Raw genomic sequence first — 14,200 nt, forward strand, 5'->3', positions numbered from 1 at the left:
GTCGCATCCATCATCGAATAATCGACAGCCGGGCCTGCCGGTGACTTTCAAGTGAAACGCGGGCAGGCCCGCAGTCTTATTGGGAACAACAACAATGAACGGTCAGAATATCCGGATCCGCCTGAAGGCGTTTGACCACCGTATTCTCGACGCCTCCACCAAGGAGATCGTCAATACGGCCAAGCGGACCGGTGCTCAGGTACGGGGTCCCGTGCCGCTGCCGACGCGGATCGAGAAGTACACGGTGCTTCGCGGGCCGCATATCGATAAGAAAAGCCGCGATCAGTTCGAGATGCGTACGCATAAACGCCTTCTCGATATCGTTGATCCGACGCCCCAGACGGTGGACGCGCTCATGAAGCTCGACCTCGCCGCTGGTGTCGACGTCGAGATCAAGCTCTAAGCCGGGTCGAAGGGGACACATCCATGCGTTCTGGAGTGATCGCTCAGAAAGTGGGCATGACCCGCATCTATAACGATGCAGGCGAGCATGTTCCGGTCACCGTTCTGCGGCTGGAAAATTGCCAGGTGGTTGCCCACCGCACTGACGAAAAAAATGGTTACACTGCGCTGCAGCTCGGTGCAGGTACCCGTAAAGTAAAGAATACGCCGAAGGCACTGCGTGGCCACTTTGCTGTTGCAAAGGTCGAGCCGAAGCGGACCGTGGCCGAATTCCGCGTTTCTGCGGAAAACCTGATCGACGTTGGCGCGGAACTGACCGCTGACCACTACGTCGAAGGCCAGTTTGTCGACGTGACCGGCACTTCTATCGGTAAGGGTTTTGCCGGTGCCATGAAGCGTCACAACTTCGGTGGTGGCCGTGCATCGCACGGTAACTCGATCTCGCACCGTTCGCACGGTTCTACCGGTCAGTGTCAGGACCCGGGCCGCGTGTTCAAGGGCAAGAAAATGGCCGGTCACATGGGTGATGCCCGCGTGACCACGCAGAACCTGAAGGTTGTGCGCACTGATGTTGAGCGTGGCCTGATCATGGTCGAGGGCTCTGTTCCGGGCGCCAAGGGCGGCTGGATCCTGGTCCGCGACGCGATCAAAAAGGCGCTGCCGGAAAACGTTCCGGTTCCGGGTGCTTTCAAAGCAACCGAAGCGACTGCGGCCGCCGGGAAGGAGAGTGAGTGATGGAACTCCAGGTCAAGACCCTCGAAGGTGGGGCGGCCGGTTCGATCACGGTGTCTGACGAGATCTTCGGTCTCGAGCCGCGCACCGATTTGATCCACCGTGTGGTGCGTTGGCAGCTGGCCAAGCGCCAGGCAGGCACCCACAAGTCGCTGGGCCGTTCGGAAGTTTCCGGTACGACGAAGAAATTCGTTCGCCAGAAAGGCTCCGGCGGCGCACGTCACGGCAACAAGAAGGCCCCGCAGTTCCGCGGTGGTGGTAAGGCATTTGGCCCGATCGTTCGCGATCACAGCCATGACCTGCCGAAGAAGGTTCGCGCCCTCGGCCTGAAGCATGCCCTGTCTGCGAAAGCCAAGACAGACAGCATCGTTGTTGTCGAAGACGCGAAGGCAGCCGAAGCAAAGACCAAGGCACTCAAGGCACAGCTGACCAAGCTCGGCCTGACCAGCGCCCTGATCATTGACGGCGCCGAGGTCGATGCAAACTTTGCTCTGGCATCCCGCAACATTCCGCATCTGGATGTGCTGCCGGTTCAGGGCATCAACGTTTACGACATCCTGCGTGCCAACACCCTGGTGTTGACCAAGGCTGCGGTGTCCGCACTTGAGGAGCGCTTTAAATGAGCAAACTTCCTCACTACGACAAAATCGTCGGCCCGGTAATCACCGAAAAGTCGACGATGGCTTCCGAAGAGAACAAGGTTGTCTTCAAAGTTGCTAACGATGCAACGAAGCCGGAAATCAAGGCCGCAGTCGAAGCGCTGTTCGGTGTGAAGGTCACGGCAGTGAACACCCTGGTCCGCAAGGGCAAGGTCAAGCGCTTCCGCGGTCGCATCGGCCGTCAGTCCGACTACAAGAAGGCCGTCGTTACGCTGCAGGAAGGTCACGCAATCGACGTGACCACCGGGCTCTAAGACGGGGACTTAAGAAAAATGGCACTTAAGACATTCAACCCGACGTCCCCAGGCCGCCGTCAGCTGGTTCAAGTTGATCGCTCTGGTCTGTGGAAAGGCAAGCCGGTCAAGACCCTGACCGAAGGCCTGTCCAAGTCCGGTGGCCGCAACAACGCCGGCCGCCTGACGTCTCCGAACCGCGGTGGCGGTCACAAGCGGTCTTACCGTCTTGTCGACTTCAAGCGCCGTAAATGGGACGTTCCGGCAACGGTCGAGCGCCTTGAATACGATCCGAACCGGACCGCGTTCATTGCACTCATCCGTTACGAAGACGGTGAACTGAGCTACATCCTGGCGCCGCAGCGCCTGGCTGCTGGCGATACCGTCATCGCCGGTGAATCCGTCGACGTGAAACCGGGCAATGCCGCGCCGCTGGCTCGCATTCCGGTTGGCACGATCGTGCACAATGTCGAGCTGAAGCCGGGCAAAGGCGCCCAGATCGCTCGTTCGGCAGGCGCGTTCGTTCAGATCGTCGGCCGCGACCAGGGCTACACTACGCTGCGCCTTATGTCTGGCGAGCAGCGCCGTGCGCTCGGAACCTGCATGGCTTCCATTGGCGCCGTGTCCAACCCGGACCACGCCAACGTTAACCTGGGTAAAGCAGGCCGTTCCCGCTGGCTTGGCATTCGTCCGCATACTCGCGGTGTTGCCATGAACCCGATCGACCACCCGCACGGTGGTGGTGAAGGCAGGACCTCCGGCGGTCGTCATCCGGTTACTCCTTGGGGTAAACCGACCAAAGGTAAGCGTACGCGGCGCAATAAGCAGACTGATAAGTTTATCGTCCGCAGCCGTCACGCGAAGAAGTAAAGGGCAAGGATCGTGGCACGTTCGATCTGGAAAGGTCCGTTTGTCGACGGGTATCTGCTGAAGAAAGCGGACAAGGTCCGTGAGTCCGGCCGGAATGAGGTCATCAAGACCTGGAGCCGCCGCTCTACCATCCTGCCGCAGTTCGTCGGTTTGACCTTCGGCGTCTACAACGGTCAAAAGCACGTTCCGGTGCTGGTGTCTGAGGAAATGATCGGTCACAAGTTCGGTGAGTTCTCGCCGAGCCGGACCTATTATGGACACGGCGCCGACAAGAAGGCGAAGAGGAAGTAACGATGGGCAAGCCGAAGCGTGAGCGGACGCTCGCTGACAATGAGGCCCGGGCAATGACCCGCATGCTGCGCGTTTCCCCGCGCAAGCTGAACCTCGTTGCGGCTTCGATCCGTGGCAAAAAAGTCGGTTCCGCGATTGCGGACCTGACATTCTCCCGCAAGCGCATTGCGCAGGACGTCAAGAAGACCTTGATGTCGGCCATAGCCAACGCGGAAAACAACCATGACCTAGACATCGACAACCTGGTGGTTGCTGAAGCACATGTCGGCAAGGCATTTGTGATCAAGCGGTTCCAGGCCCGTGCACGCGGCCGCGTTGGCCGGATCGAGAAGCCGTTCTCGAACCTGACCATCGTCGTGCGCGAAGTTGAGGAGACTGCCTGATGGGACATAAGACAAACCCGATCGGCATGCGCCTCGGGATCAACCGCACCTGGGACAGCCGCTGGTACGCGAACAAGAACGAATACGGCGATCTTCTGCACGAAGATTTCCGCATCCGTGAGCTCCTGCTGAAGGAACTGAAGCAGGCTGCTGTGTCCAAGGTTGTTATCGAACGCCCGCACAAGAAGTGCCGCGTGTCCATTCACTCCGGTCGTCCGGGTGTGGTCATCGGTAAAAAGGGTGCCGATATCGAGCGTCTTCGCAAGAAGATCGCCGACATCACCAATTCCGAAGTGCATCTCAACATCGTTGAAGTGCGCAAGCCGGAAATCGACGCGACCCTGGTCGCCCAGTCGATTGCCCAGCAGCTGGAACGCCGCGTTGCTTTCCGTCGCGCCATGAAGCGGGCCGTCCAGTCCGCCATGCGTCTCGGTGCACAGGGCATCCGTATCAACTGCGGTGGCCGTCTCGGCGGTGCGGAAATTGCGCGTATCGAATGGTACCGCGAAGGCCGCGTCCCGCTTCACACGCTGCGTGCAGACATCGACTACGGTGTTGCAAGCGCTCACACGGCCTACGGCGTGTGCGGTGTGAAGGTCTGGATCTTCAAGGGTGAAATTCTGGAACACGATCCGATGGCGTCTGAGCGCCGTGCGACCGCTGCTTCCGAAGGCAACCAGGGTGATCGCGGCGGACGCCGGGATCGGGGCCGCGAGCGCGCAGCTTAATTCAAGCTGCCTGCCGCTCGTAACTTAAGAAAGACGAGAGAAGAACGATGCTGCAACCGAAGCGCACAAAGTTCCGCAAGCAGCACAAGGGCCGCATCCACGGCTTGTCGAAGGGAGGCACTGACCTCAACTTCGGCGCATTCGGTCTGAAGGCGATTGAGCCGGAGCGTGTTACGGCACGTCAGATCGAAGCGGCCCGCCGTGCTATGACCCGCCACATGAAGCGTGCGGGTCGTGTTTGGATCCGCATCTTCCCGGACGTCCCGGTTTCCTCGAAACCTGCTGAAGTCCGCATGGGTAAAGGTAAGGGTTCTCCGGATTACTGGGCTTGCCGTGTCAAGCCAGGCCGGATCATGTTCGAAATCGACGGTGTGCCGGAAGACATTGCGCGTGAAGCCATGCGTCTTGCTGCAGCCAAACTGCCGATCAAGTGCCGCTTCGTTCAGCGTATCGGCGAGTAGGGCAGGCGAGGAGTTAGAGCCATGAAGGCTACCGATGTACGGGCTAAGACCCTCGACGAGCTCCGCAGTGAGCTTGAAGGCCTGAAGAAAGAGCAGTTCAACCTGCGCTTCCAGCGGGCTACGGGTCAGCTTGAAAACACTGCGCGTGTCCGGCAGATCCGCCGTGATATCGCGCGTATCCAGACGATCATGCGCGAAAAGCGCGTGTCGGCGAACGCGTAAGGAGACGGCCATGCCGAAGCGTATCCTGCAGGGCACCGTTGTCAGCGACGCCAATGACAAGACGGTGACGGTGAATGTGGAGCGCCGCTTCACGCACCCGCTGCTGAAGAAGACTGTGCGCCGGACCAAGAAGTACCGCGCACACGACGAAACCAACCAGTACAAGGTTGGCGACATTGTTCAGATCGAAGAATGCGCGCCGATCTCTAAAAACAAACGTTGGACCGTGGTCGCTCAGTGACCGCGCTCCATTCAGTGAGCATCAGGCGCCCGTGACCCGAGCGCCATCAGAAGAACAAGGCAGCCAGTCATGATTCAGATGCAAACAAACCTCGACGTCGCGGATAATTCCGGCGCTCGTCGTGTCATGTGCATCAAAGTGCTCGGCGGCTCCAAGCGTAAATATGCCCAGGTAGGCGACATCATCGTCGTCTCCGTGAAAGAGGCAATTCCGCGGGGCCGCGTTAAGAAGGGCGACGTGATGAAGGCTGTCGTCGTGCGCACGGCAAAGGATATCCGCCGTCCCGATGGCAGCGTGATCCGGTTCGACCGCAATGCGGCCGTGCTGGTCAACAACAACAAGGAGCCGATCGGCACCCGTATCTTCGGACCGGTACCGCGTGAACTCCGTGCAAAGAACCATATGAAAATCATTTCGCTCGCGCCGGAGGTGCTCTGATGGCTGCGAAAATTAAAAAAGGCGACACGGTGGTTGTGCTGACCGGCCGTGACAAGGGTAAGTCCGGCGAAGTCATCCAGATGCTGCCGGCTGACAACAAGGCCCTGGTCCGCGGCATCAACATGGTTCGCCGCCACCAGAAGCAGACCCAGACGCAGGAAGCAGGCATCGTGGCCAAGGAAGCCCCGATTCACCTTTCCAACGTTGCACTGGCCGATCCGAAGGACGGCAAGGCGACCCGCGTCGGCTTCAAAGTGCAGGACGATGGCACCAAGGTCCGTGTGGCCAAGCGTTCGGGAGACCTGATCGATGGCTGAGACCACTAACGTGCCGCGTCTCAAGACGCATTATGACGAAGTTGTGCGCAAGCAGCTTCTGGAGAAGTTCCAGTACAAGAACGTCATGCAGGTTCCGCAGCTGGAAAAGATTGTCCTCAACGTCGGTGTCGGCGAAGCGGTCAGCGATTCCAAGAAGGCGCGTATCGCAGCTGACGACCTGGCACTGATTGCCGGTCAGAAGCCGGTGATCACCAAAGCGAAAAAGTCGATCGCAACCTTCAAGGTTCGCGAAGGCATGCCGCTTGGTGCAAAGGTTACCCTACGCCGCCAGCAGATGTTCGAATTCCTGGACCGTCTGATCACCATCGCGCTGCCGCGCGTACGTGACTTCCGTGGTCTGAACCCGAAGAGCTTCGACGGTCGCGGCAACTACGCCATGGGCATCAAAGAACACATCGTGTTCCCGGAAATCGAGTACGACAAGGTCGACCAGATCTGGGGCATGGACGTGATCATCTGCACCACGGCGCCGAATGACGACGAAGCACGCGAGCTTCTGCGCGCGTTCAACTTCCCGTTCACGAAGTAACGGGCAAGGAAGGGATCGACGATGGCGAAGAAAAGCGCAATCGAGAAGAACAAGCGCCGCGAGAAGCTTGTAAAGAAATACGCTGAGAAGCGCGCTGCCCTTAAGGCACTGGCTAAAGATGAAAGCCTGTCCCTGGAAGAGCGGTACAACGCACGCCTGAAGCTGGCAAAATTGCCGCGGAATTCCGCGCCGAACCGCGTTCGCAACCGTTGCGAAGTGTCCGGCCGTCCGCGCGGTTTTTACCGCAAGTTGAAGATGTCGCGTATTGCGCTTCGTGAACTGGGCTCCCTGGGTAAGATCCCGGGCCTGGTCAAGTCGAGCTGGTAAGGAGAAACTCCGATGGCAATTTCTGATCCGTTGGGGGATATGCTGACCCGCATTCGCAACGCGCAGATGCGTCGCAAGAACAAGGTCAGTTCACCAAATTCCAAATTGCGCGCACATGTACTTGATGTGCTCGCAAAAGAGGGGTACATCCGTGGCTACACCACGGTTGAATACGAGGGCGGTAAGTCCGAGTTGGAAATCGAACTGAAGTATTTCGACGGTGAACCGGTTATCCGCACGATTGAACGTGTGTCCAAGCCGGGCCGCCGCGTGTACTCGTCGGTGAAAAACATCCCGCATGTCTCTAATGGCCTGGGCGTGTCGATCATTTCGACTCCGCGTGGTGTCATGAGCGACCATCAGGCGCGGGACGAAAACGTAGGTGGTGAGGTTCTTTGCCGCGTCTTCTGATGCGGCATCCTCACTTTTAAAACAACGACAAGGTTGGTCATATGTCTCGTATTGGCAAAAAGCCAGTCCCCGTGCCAAGCGGGGTAACGGCATCGATCGACGGTCAGACGGTTACGATCAAGGGCCCGAAAGGCGAAAAGTCTTTCGTGCTCAATGATCTTGTTCTGGCCGAAATGACGGATGATGGGATCAAAATCGATCCGTGCAACAGCTCCAAGCCGGCTCGCTCCATGTGGGGCATGAGCCGCACCATGGTCGCGAACCTGATCACTGGCGTAACCGAGGGTTTCAAGAAAGACCTCGCCATCACCGGTGTCGGTTATCGCGCTCAGGTCCAGGGCAAGAACCTTCAGCTGGCGCTCGGTTTCTCTCATGACGTTGTCTATCCGATCCCGGATGGTATCGATATCGTGTGCCCGAAACCCACGGAAATCAACATCACCGGTACCGACAAACAGCGCGTCGGTCAGGTTGCTGCTGAAATTCGTGAATTCCGCCCGCCGGAGCCCTACAAGGGCAAAGGCGTTCGTTATGCAGGCGAGTTCATCGTCCGCAAAGAAGGCAAGAAGAAGTAACGGACCCAGATCATGGCGAACAGCAAACAAGCTTTCGAGCGCCGCCGCGATCGCGTGCGCCGTTCGATTCAGAAAGCCGCGAACGGTCGTCCGCGCCTTTCTGTCTTCCGCTCGTCGAAGCAGATCTACGCCCAGATCATCGACGATGCGAAGGGACATACGATTGTCTCTGCTTCAACGATCGAAACAGATCTCAAGAGCAGCCTGAAAACGGGCGCCGACGTCGCTGCAGCTGCAGCCGTTGGCAAGCTTGTCGCCGAGCGTGCTGCTGCCGCTGGCGTAAAGCAGGTCGTGTTCGACCGTGGCGGGTACCAGTATCATGGGCGCGTAAAAGCGCTTGCTGATGCAGCCCGTGAAGGTGGACTTGAATTCTGACCAGCGCCCGTTGGCGCTCTTAAGAACGGAAGACGTATAATATGGCGAGACAAGAAAATCGCGATCGCGACGAGCGAGACAGCGAATTCGTCGACAAGCTCGTTCACATCAACCGCGTTGCGAAAGTGGTCAAGGGTGGCCGTCGTTTCGGCTTCGCCGCACTCGTTGTGGTTGGTGACCAGAAGGGCCGCGTCGGCTTCGGTCATGGCAAGGCGCGTGAAGTGCCGGAAGCCATCCGTAAGGCAACTGAAGCAGCAAAGCGCACGATGATCCGTGTACCGCTTCGCGAAGGCCGGACCCTCCACCACGATGTGGAAGGCCGTCACGGCGCTGGCAAGGTTCTGCTTCGTGCAGCTCCGGCCGGTACCGGTATCATCGCAGGCGGTCCGATGCGTGCCGTTTTCGAAACGCTCGGCGTCCAGGACGTTGTGGCCAAGTCTCTGGGGACTTCCAACCCCTACAACATGGTGCGTGCAACTTTTGCTGCGCTGACCAAGGAAGACAGCCCGCGTTCCGTCGCTGCCCGCCGTGGCCTGAAGGTCTCTGTGCTGCAGTCCCGCCGTCGTGACAACAACGATGAGGCGGCTTCGGCTGCCGCTGAGGCTTGACCTTAGCGGCTCCGGTCCCCAGCTGAGAGAGGGTATGTTCCATGGCGAACACCGAAAAGACTGTCACGGTCGAACAGATCGGCAGCCCGCTGCGCCGTCCTAAGGACCAGCGCGCGACGCTCGTCGGTCTCGGCCTGAACAAGATGCACCGCCGTTCCACACTGAAGGATACTCCTGAAGTGCGCGGCATGATCAATAAGGTCCAGCATCTCGTTCGCGTCGTCGAAGACAACGCGTAAGAACGGGGTGAGGAGAAACGAACATGAAGCTCAATGAACTTCGTGACAACGAAGGTGCCGTAAAAGACCGCATGCGTGTGGCTCGCGGCATCGGGTCCGGCAAGGGCAAGACTGGTGGCCGTGGTGTCAAAGGTCAGAAGTCCCGTTCCGGCGTTGCCATCAAAGGCTTTGAAGGCGGTCAGATGCCGCTTCACCGCCGTCTGCCGAAGCGCGGCTTCACGAACATTTTTGCCAAGGACTACAACACTGTGTCCGTTGGCCGTGTTCAGAAGGCGATTGATGCAGGCAAGCTGAATGCGTCCGAGACGGTTACCGTCGAAGCGCTGAAGGCAGCAGGCGTTGTCAAGCGGGTCCGTGACGGTGTGCGCATCGTTGCCAACGGTGAACTCACCGCTGCAGTGACCTTTGAAGTTGCCGGTGCCTCCAAGGGCGCTGTAGCAGCGATCGAAAAAGCAGGCGGCAAGGTTGCCGTTCTGGGAGCTCAGGCTTAACAGCCTGGGCTTCACCCATTTCTTGGGCAAGCATTCCGGAGTAGGGCATGGCATCGGCCGCCGAGCAACTGGCGTCAAATCTCAATTTCTCAGCTTTCGCCAAGGCTGAAGAACTCAAAAAGCGCATCTGGTTCACACTGGGGGCGCTTTTGGTTTATCGACTGGGCACTTACATTCCCTTGCCCGGCATCAATCCGGACGCCTTTGCGCAGGCCTTCAATCAGGCCCAGTCCGGTATCATCGGCATGTTCAACATGTTTGCCGGCGGTGCTGTCGAGCGCATGGCGATCTTCGCTCTCGGCATTATGCCGTATATTTCCGCCTCCATTATCATGCAGCTCATGACGACCGTCGTACCGACGCTCGAGCAGATGAAGAAGGAAGGCGAGCAGGGCCGCAAGGTCATCAACCAGTACACGCGCTACGGTACTGTTATCCTGGCGGCTTTCCAGGCTTACGGTATCGCAGTCGGTCTGGAAGGAGCAACCAATGTGGTCGCCGATCCGGGCTGGTTCTTCCGCGCATCAACTGTCCTGACGCTTGTCGGCGGTACCATGTTCCTGATGTGGCTCGGTGAGCAGATCACATCGCGCGGTATCGGTAACGGTATTTCGCTGATCATCTTTGCCGGCATTGTCGCCGGTCTGCCGGTCGCGCTGGTCAATGTGCTTGAACTCGGTCGCCAGGGCTCGATGTCGACGATCCTGATTCTCGGCATCCTGATACTGGCTGTTGTGGTGATCGCACTGATCGTGTTCATGGAACGGGCTCAGCGCAGACTGCTGATTCAGTATCCTAAGCGCCAGATGGGCAACCGCATGTTCGAGGGCAACACCTCGTTCCTGCCGCTCAAGCTCAACACTGCCGGTGTGATTCCACCGATCTTCGCTTCTTCCCTCCTGCTGGTTCCTGCCACCATCGGCGGCTTCAGTCAGGGTTCGGGCAATGAGTGGCTGACGTATATCACTGCGGCGCTTGGTCACGGCCAGCCGTTGTTCATGGTGTTCTACGCAGCGATGATCGTGTTCTTCTGTTTCTTCTATACCGCTATCGTTTTCAATCCGAGCGACACTGCGGACAACCTGAAGAAACACGGCGGTTTCATTCCCGGGATCCGTCCCGGCGAGCGTACAGCGCAGTATATCGACTACGTTCTGACGCGCATTACGGTGGTCGGTGCAATTTACATCACCGTCGTTTGTCTATTACCCGAATTCCTTATTTCGGCGACAGGCGTTCCGTTCTATTTCGGTGGCACCTCTTTGTTGATTGTCGTAAGCGTGACGATGGATACCGTGTCACAGATCCAGGGGCATTTGCTTGCGCACCAATATGAGGGTCTGGTGAAAAAAGCGAAATTAAGTGGGAGGCGTCGATGAGGCTTATTCTGGTTGGACCGCCAGGAGCGGGGAAGGGGACACAGGCCGCGCACCTCGTTGCGAAATACGCGATCCCGCAGCTCTCCACCGGAGACATGCTGCGGGCCGCAGTGGCTGCCCAGACCCCGGTAGGCGTTAAAGCCAAGGAAGTCATGGACGCAGGTGGTCTCGTATCGGATGAGATCGTTGTCGGTATCATCCGCGACCGGATCGCCGAAGAAGATGCCAGGAACGGATTCATTCTTGATGGTTTTCCCCGTACGCTCGCCCAGGCCGAAGCGCTTGACGAGATGCTGGAAGCAAACAGCCTCAAGCTGAACGCCGTCATCGAACTGCGTGTCGACCAGTCGAAGCTGGTCGATCGGATCATCAAGCGCGCCGCTGATGCACAGGCTGCTGGTCAGCCCGTGCGCAAGGACGATGATCCGGAAGTCTTCAAGCAACGCCTTGAAGCCTACAACCGCGATACCGCAGTTGTTGTGCCGTATTACGAGAAGACAGGTCTTCTTTCCGTGATTGACGGCATGCAGTCCATTGATGAAGTGACGGCTTCAATAGATTCCGTTCTTCAAGGACTTGACGAAAAGGTTTAGAGCCGTTAAACGACCCGCTCTACCTTACAGTTAAGCCGGTTCCATGTAAGTGGGGCCGGCATTCTCTGTGCCGGGGTTACCCCGGCATTTTCGTACCCGCAAGGGCCGGACTCCACCGGACGCGGGCATTACAACCTGCGGCAAGACCATGGTCTCGCTGCGTAATCATGGAGACGAACGTGGCACGTATTGCTGGCGTTAACATTCCGACGAACAAGCGCGTTGTCATCGCGCTTCAGTATATTCACGGCATCGGCGCGAAGTTCGCGCAGGAAATCATCGAGAAGAACAACATCGATGCTGCCCGCCGTGTGAACGAGCTTTCCGACGCAGAAGTTCTGTCCATCCGCGAAACCATCGACCGCGATTACCTCGTTGAAGGTGACCTGCGTCGTGAGACCGCGATGAACATTAAGCGTCTGATGGACCTTGGCTGCTACCGCGGCCTGCGTCACCGTCGCGGCCTGCCGGTTCGCGGTCAGCGGACGCACACGAACGCACGTACCCGCAAGGGTCCGGCTAAACCGATCGCTGGTAAGAAGAAGTAATTACCCTGCCTCGATTGGTGGTGGAGCTGCCGGCATTACGGCAGTGACGAGATCAAAACAAGGATAAGAGAATGGCTAAAGACACGACGCGCGTGCGTCGCCGCGAACGCAAGAACATCTCTTCTGGCGTCGCGCATGTGAACTCCACGTTCAACAACACCATGATCACGATCACCGACGCACAGGGCAACGCGATCTCCTGGTCGTCCGCCGGTGCACTCGGTTTCAAAGGTTCCCGTAAGTCCACTCCGTATGCTGCCCAGGTTGCTGCGGAAGACGCTGCGAAAAAAGCTGCCGAGCACGGCATGCGCACCCTGGAAGTGGAAGTGCGCGGTCCGGGTTCCGGTCGTGAATCTGCTCTGCGTGCCCTGCAGGCCGCCGGTTTCCTGATCACGTCCATCCGTGACGTGACGCCGATTCCGCACAACGGCTGCCGTCCGCGCAAGCGTCGCCGCGTCTAAGGCTTCCCAGCTTTAGGTACTTGTTTCTCCAAATGGCAAAGAATGGCCTGGCGCTGATCCGCCGGGCGGGATAGCCGAAGGGACGAAAACGTGACCATTCAAAAAAACTGGCAAGAACTGATCAAGCCGACCAAACTCGAGATCAAGCCGGGTGAAGACCCGCGCTTCTTGGCAACCGTCGTTGCCGAGCCGCTCGAGCGTGGCTACGGTCTGACCCTTGGCAACGCGCTGCGCCGTATCCTGCTGTCTTCTCTGCAGGGTGCCGCCGTGACTGCCGTTCAGATCGATGGCGTTCTGCATGAGTTCTCGTCGATCCCGGGTGTCCGGGAAGATGTCACCGACATCGTGCTGAATATCAAGGAAATCGCCATCCGCATGGAAGGCGAGGGTCCCAAGCGCATGGTCGTGCGCAAACAGGGTCCGGGTGTTGTCACCGCCGGTGATATTCAGACTGTTGGCGACGTCGAGGTTCTCAATCCGGAACTGGTGCTCTGCACGCTGGATGAAGGCGCTGAAATCCGCATGGAATTCACCGTCAACACCGGCAAGGGCTACCATTCTTCCGATCGGAACCGTCCGGAAGATGCGCCGATTGGCCTGATCCCGGTCGACAGCCTCTACTCTCCGGTCAAGAAGGTCTCCTACAAGGTGGAAAACACCCGTGAAGGCCAGGTTCTTGACTATGACAAGCTGACCCTGACTGTCGAAACCGATGGTTCCGTCAAGCCGGAAGACGCCGTGGCATTCGCTGCACGCATTCTGCAGGATCAGCTCTCCATCTTCGTCAACTTCGAAGAGCCGCAGCGTGAAGTCGCCGAGGACAGCGTCCCGGAACTGGCTTTCAACCCTGCGCTTCTGAAGAAGGTCGACGAGCTGGAACTGTCTGTACGGTCTGCAAACTGCCTGAAGAACGACAATATCGTGTATATTGGCGATCTCATTCAGAAGACCGAAGCGGAAATGCTGCGGACCCCGAATTTCGGCCGCAAGTCGCTGAACGAAATCAAGGAAGTTCTCGCCCAGATGGGTCTCCATCTCGGCATGGAAGTTGCCAACTGGCCGCCTGAGAACATCGATGATCTCGCCAAGCGCTACGAAGACCATCAGTACTAAGGGCGTACGCGTCCTGTGAGGATCAACCGGGCAAGAGTTCAACCAGAAGAACTGACTGCCTGAAAGAAAAAGGAGAGGGCCATGCGCCACGGTAAATCCGGCCGCAAGCTCAACCGGACCTCTAGCCACCGTAAGGCTATGTTCGCGAACATGGCAGCGTCGCTGATCAAGCACGAACAGATCGTAACGACCCTGCCGAAGGCTAAAGAAATGAAGCCGATCATCGACAAGCTCATCACCCTGGGCAAGCGCGGTGACCTGCATGCACGCCGCCAGGCCATTTCGCAGATTCGCGATGCGGCAATGGTTGCCAAGCTGTTCGAAACGCTCGGTGAGCGTTACAAGGACCGCAGCGGCGGTTACTCCCGCGTGCTGAAAGCCGGCTTCCGCTATGGCGACAACGCTCCGATGGCTGTCATCGAGCTGGTCGACCGTGATCCGGAAGCACGCGGTGCTGAAGACCGTGCTCGCGTTGAAGCTGAAGAAGCAGCTGAAAACGCAGCGTAATAATTGCCTCGATGGCAATCGGGAAAGGCGGGCAGATTTGCCCGCC

The 14,200-nt window shown here is 58.3% G+C and carries 27 protein-coding genes; all 27 read left to right on the forward strand.

The window, feature by feature from the left end:
* The first annotated feature begins 94 nt into the window (after window positions 1–94).
* The 27 genes from rpsJ to rplQ all read left to right on the forward strand — a co-directional run bounded on the left by rpsJ (window position 95) and on the right by rplQ (window position 14,154).
* The gene (rpsJ, locus tag Q666_RS54680) at window positions 95–403 is read left to right on the forward strand and encodes a 30S ribosomal protein S10 (protein WP_006936455.1); all 309 of its coding nucleotides are present in this window, start codon (window positions 95–97) and stop codon (window positions 401–403) included.
* Window positions 404–426: 23 nt separating this feature from the next.
* On the forward strand, window positions 427–1,137 hold the full coding sequence (gene rplC / locus Q666_RS54685) for a 50S ribosomal protein L3 (RefSeq protein ID WP_031268311.1): 711 nt from the start codon (window positions 427–429) through the stop codon (window positions 1,135–1,137).
* Window positions 1,137–1,757 (forward strand): 50S ribosomal protein L4, encoded by a 621-nt coding sequence (gene rplD, locus Q666_RS54690; protein WP_022998241.1) that lies wholly within the window; start codon window positions 1,137–1,139, stop codon window positions 1,755–1,757. The genes rplC and rplD overlap by 1 nt, the downstream gene beginning before the upstream one ends.
* Window positions 1,754–2,047 (forward strand): 50S ribosomal protein L23, encoded by a 294-nt coding sequence (locus Q666_RS54695; protein ID WP_006936452.1) that lies wholly within the window; start codon window positions 1,754–1,756, stop codon window positions 2,045–2,047. The genes rplD and Q666_RS54695 overlap by 4 nt, the downstream gene beginning before the upstream one ends.
* Before the next feature lie 18 nt (window positions 2,048–2,065).
* Window positions 2,066–2,896: a 50S ribosomal protein L2 gene (gene rplB / locus Q666_RS54700; protein WP_022998242.1), complete on the forward strand. Its 831-nt coding sequence runs from the start codon at window positions 2,066–2,068 to the stop codon at window positions 2,894–2,896.
* Between the two features lie 12 nt (window positions 2,897–2,908).
* Complete coding sequence (rpsS, locus tag Q666_RS54705; protein ID WP_022998243.1) at window positions 2,909–3,187, forward strand: 30S ribosomal protein S19; 279 nt, start codon at window positions 2,909–2,911, stop codon at window positions 3,185–3,187.
* A 2-nt stretch (window positions 3,188–3,189) separates the two neighbouring features.
* Window positions 3,190–3,570, forward strand: a complete 381-nt coding sequence (rplV, locus tag Q666_RS54710; protein WP_006936449.1) for a 50S ribosomal protein L22 — start codon at window positions 3,190–3,192, stop codon at window positions 3,568–3,570.
* Window positions 3,570–4,298, forward strand: coding sequence for a 30S ribosomal protein S3 (gene rpsC / locus Q666_RS54715; protein WP_006936448.1), 729 nt, complete (start codon window positions 3,570–3,572; stop codon window positions 4,296–4,298). Before rplV ends, rpsC begins: the two co-directional genes overlap by 1 nt.
* A 47-nt stretch (window positions 4,299–4,345) precedes the next feature.
* Complete coding sequence (gene rplP / locus Q666_RS54720) at window positions 4,346–4,759, forward strand: 50S ribosomal protein L16 (RefSeq protein WP_022998244.1); 414 nt, start codon at window positions 4,346–4,348, stop codon at window positions 4,757–4,759.
* Between the two features lie 21 nt (window positions 4,760–4,780).
* Window positions 4,781–4,981, forward strand: a complete 201-nt coding sequence (rpmC, locus tag Q666_RS54725) for a 50S ribosomal protein L29 (RefSeq protein ID WP_006936445.1) — start codon at window positions 4,781–4,783, stop codon at window positions 4,979–4,981.
* A gap of 10 nt (window positions 4,982–4,991) precedes the next feature.
* Window positions 4,992–5,222 (forward strand): 30S ribosomal protein S17, encoded by a 231-nt coding sequence (gene rpsQ, locus Q666_RS54730; RefSeq protein WP_022998245.1) that lies wholly within the window; start codon window positions 4,992–4,994, stop codon window positions 5,220–5,222.
* A gap of 69 nt (window positions 5,223–5,291) precedes the next feature.
* Window positions 5,292–5,660 (forward strand): 50S ribosomal protein L14, encoded by a 369-nt coding sequence (gene rplN / locus Q666_RS54735; protein WP_006936443.1) that lies wholly within the window; start codon window positions 5,292–5,294, stop codon window positions 5,658–5,660.
* Window positions 5,660–5,977 carry a 50S ribosomal protein L24 gene (gene rplX, locus Q666_RS54740; RefSeq protein WP_006936441.1) on the forward strand — a complete coding sequence of 106 codons (318 nt, stop codon included), beginning with the start codon at window positions 5,660–5,662 and terminating at the stop codon, window positions 5,975–5,977. The genes rplN and rplX overlap by 1 nt, the downstream gene beginning before the upstream one ends.
* The gene (gene rplE, locus Q666_RS54745) at window positions 5,970–6,527 is read left to right on the forward strand and encodes a 50S ribosomal protein L5 (protein WP_022998246.1); all 558 of its coding nucleotides are present in this window, start codon (window positions 5,970–5,972) and stop codon (window positions 6,525–6,527) included. The genes rplX and rplE overlap by 8 nt, the downstream gene beginning before the upstream one ends.
* Window positions 6,528–6,548: 21 nt before the next feature.
* Complete coding sequence (gene rpsN, locus Q666_RS54750) at window positions 6,549–6,854, forward strand: 30S ribosomal protein S14 (protein ID WP_006936439.1); 306 nt, start codon at window positions 6,549–6,551, stop codon at window positions 6,852–6,854.
* Between the two features lie 12 nt (window positions 6,855–6,866).
* Window positions 6,867–7,265, forward strand: a complete 399-nt coding sequence (gene rpsH / locus Q666_RS54755) for a 30S ribosomal protein S8 (protein ID WP_006936438.1) — start codon at window positions 6,867–6,869, stop codon at window positions 7,263–7,265.
* A gap of 41 nt (window positions 7,266–7,306) precedes the next feature.
* Entirely contained in the window at window positions 7,307–7,840 is a 534-nt protein-coding gene (gene rplF / locus Q666_RS54760) for a 50S ribosomal protein L6 (RefSeq protein ID WP_022998247.1), read from the forward strand.
* Window positions 7,841–7,852: 12 nt separating this feature from the next.
* Window positions 7,853–8,215, forward strand: coding sequence for a 50S ribosomal protein L18 (gene rplR, locus Q666_RS54765; protein WP_022998248.1), 363 nt, complete (start codon window positions 7,853–7,855; stop codon window positions 8,213–8,215).
* A gap of 41 nt (window positions 8,216–8,256) precedes the next feature.
* Window positions 8,257–8,823 carry a 30S ribosomal protein S5 gene (gene rpsE, locus Q666_RS54770; RefSeq protein ID WP_006936434.1) on the forward strand — a complete coding sequence of 189 codons (567 nt, stop codon included), beginning with the start codon at window positions 8,257–8,259 and terminating at the stop codon, window positions 8,821–8,823.
* A 41-nt stretch (window positions 8,824–8,864) separates the two neighbouring features.
* A complete protein-coding gene (rpmD, locus tag Q666_RS54775; RefSeq protein ID WP_006936433.1) occupies window positions 8,865–9,062 on the forward strand; it encodes a 50S ribosomal protein L30 in 198 nt (65 codons plus the stop codon).
* A gap of 23 nt (window positions 9,063–9,085) precedes the next feature.
* Window positions 9,086–9,553, forward strand: coding sequence for a 50S ribosomal protein L15 (gene rplO / locus Q666_RS54780; RefSeq protein ID WP_022998249.1), 468 nt, complete (start codon window positions 9,086–9,088; stop codon window positions 9,551–9,553).
* 47 nt (window positions 9,554–9,600) lie between these two features.
* Entirely contained in the window at window positions 9,601–10,932 is a 1,332-nt protein-coding gene (secY, locus tag Q666_RS54785; RefSeq protein ID WP_022998250.1) for a preprotein translocase subunit SecY, read from the forward strand.
* The gene (locus Q666_RS54790) at window positions 10,929–11,525 is read left to right on the forward strand and encodes an adenylate kinase (protein ID WP_022998251.1); all 597 of its coding nucleotides are present in this window, start codon (window positions 10,929–10,931) and stop codon (window positions 11,523–11,525) included. Before secY ends, Q666_RS54790 begins: the two co-directional genes overlap by 4 nt.
* 179 nt (window positions 11,526–11,704) lie before the next feature.
* Window positions 11,705–12,073 (forward strand): 30S ribosomal protein S13, encoded by a 369-nt coding sequence (gene rpsM / locus Q666_RS54795; RefSeq protein ID WP_031268319.1) that lies wholly within the window; start codon window positions 11,705–11,707, stop codon window positions 12,071–12,073.
* A gap of 71 nt (window positions 12,074–12,144) precedes the next feature.
* Window positions 12,145–12,534, forward strand: coding sequence for a 30S ribosomal protein S11 (gene rpsK, locus Q666_RS54800; RefSeq protein WP_006936427.1), 390 nt, complete (start codon window positions 12,145–12,147; stop codon window positions 12,532–12,534).
* A gap of 90 nt (window positions 12,535–12,624) precedes the next feature.
* Entirely contained in the window at window positions 12,625–13,647 is a 1,023-nt protein-coding gene (locus Q666_RS54805) for a DNA-directed RNA polymerase subunit alpha (RefSeq protein ID WP_006936426.1), read from the forward strand.
* Between the two features lie 81 nt (window positions 13,648–13,728).
* Entirely contained in the window at window positions 13,729–14,154 is a 426-nt protein-coding gene (gene rplQ, locus Q666_RS54810; RefSeq protein ID WP_055654713.1) for a 50S ribosomal protein L17, read from the forward strand.
* Window positions 14,155–14,200 lie beyond the last annotated feature (46 nt).

The sequence above is a fragment of the Labrenzia sp. C1B70 genome, assembly GCF_000475395.1.
GTDB lineage: Bacteria > Pseudomonadota > Alphaproteobacteria > Rhizobiales > Stappiaceae > Roseibium > Roseibium algicola.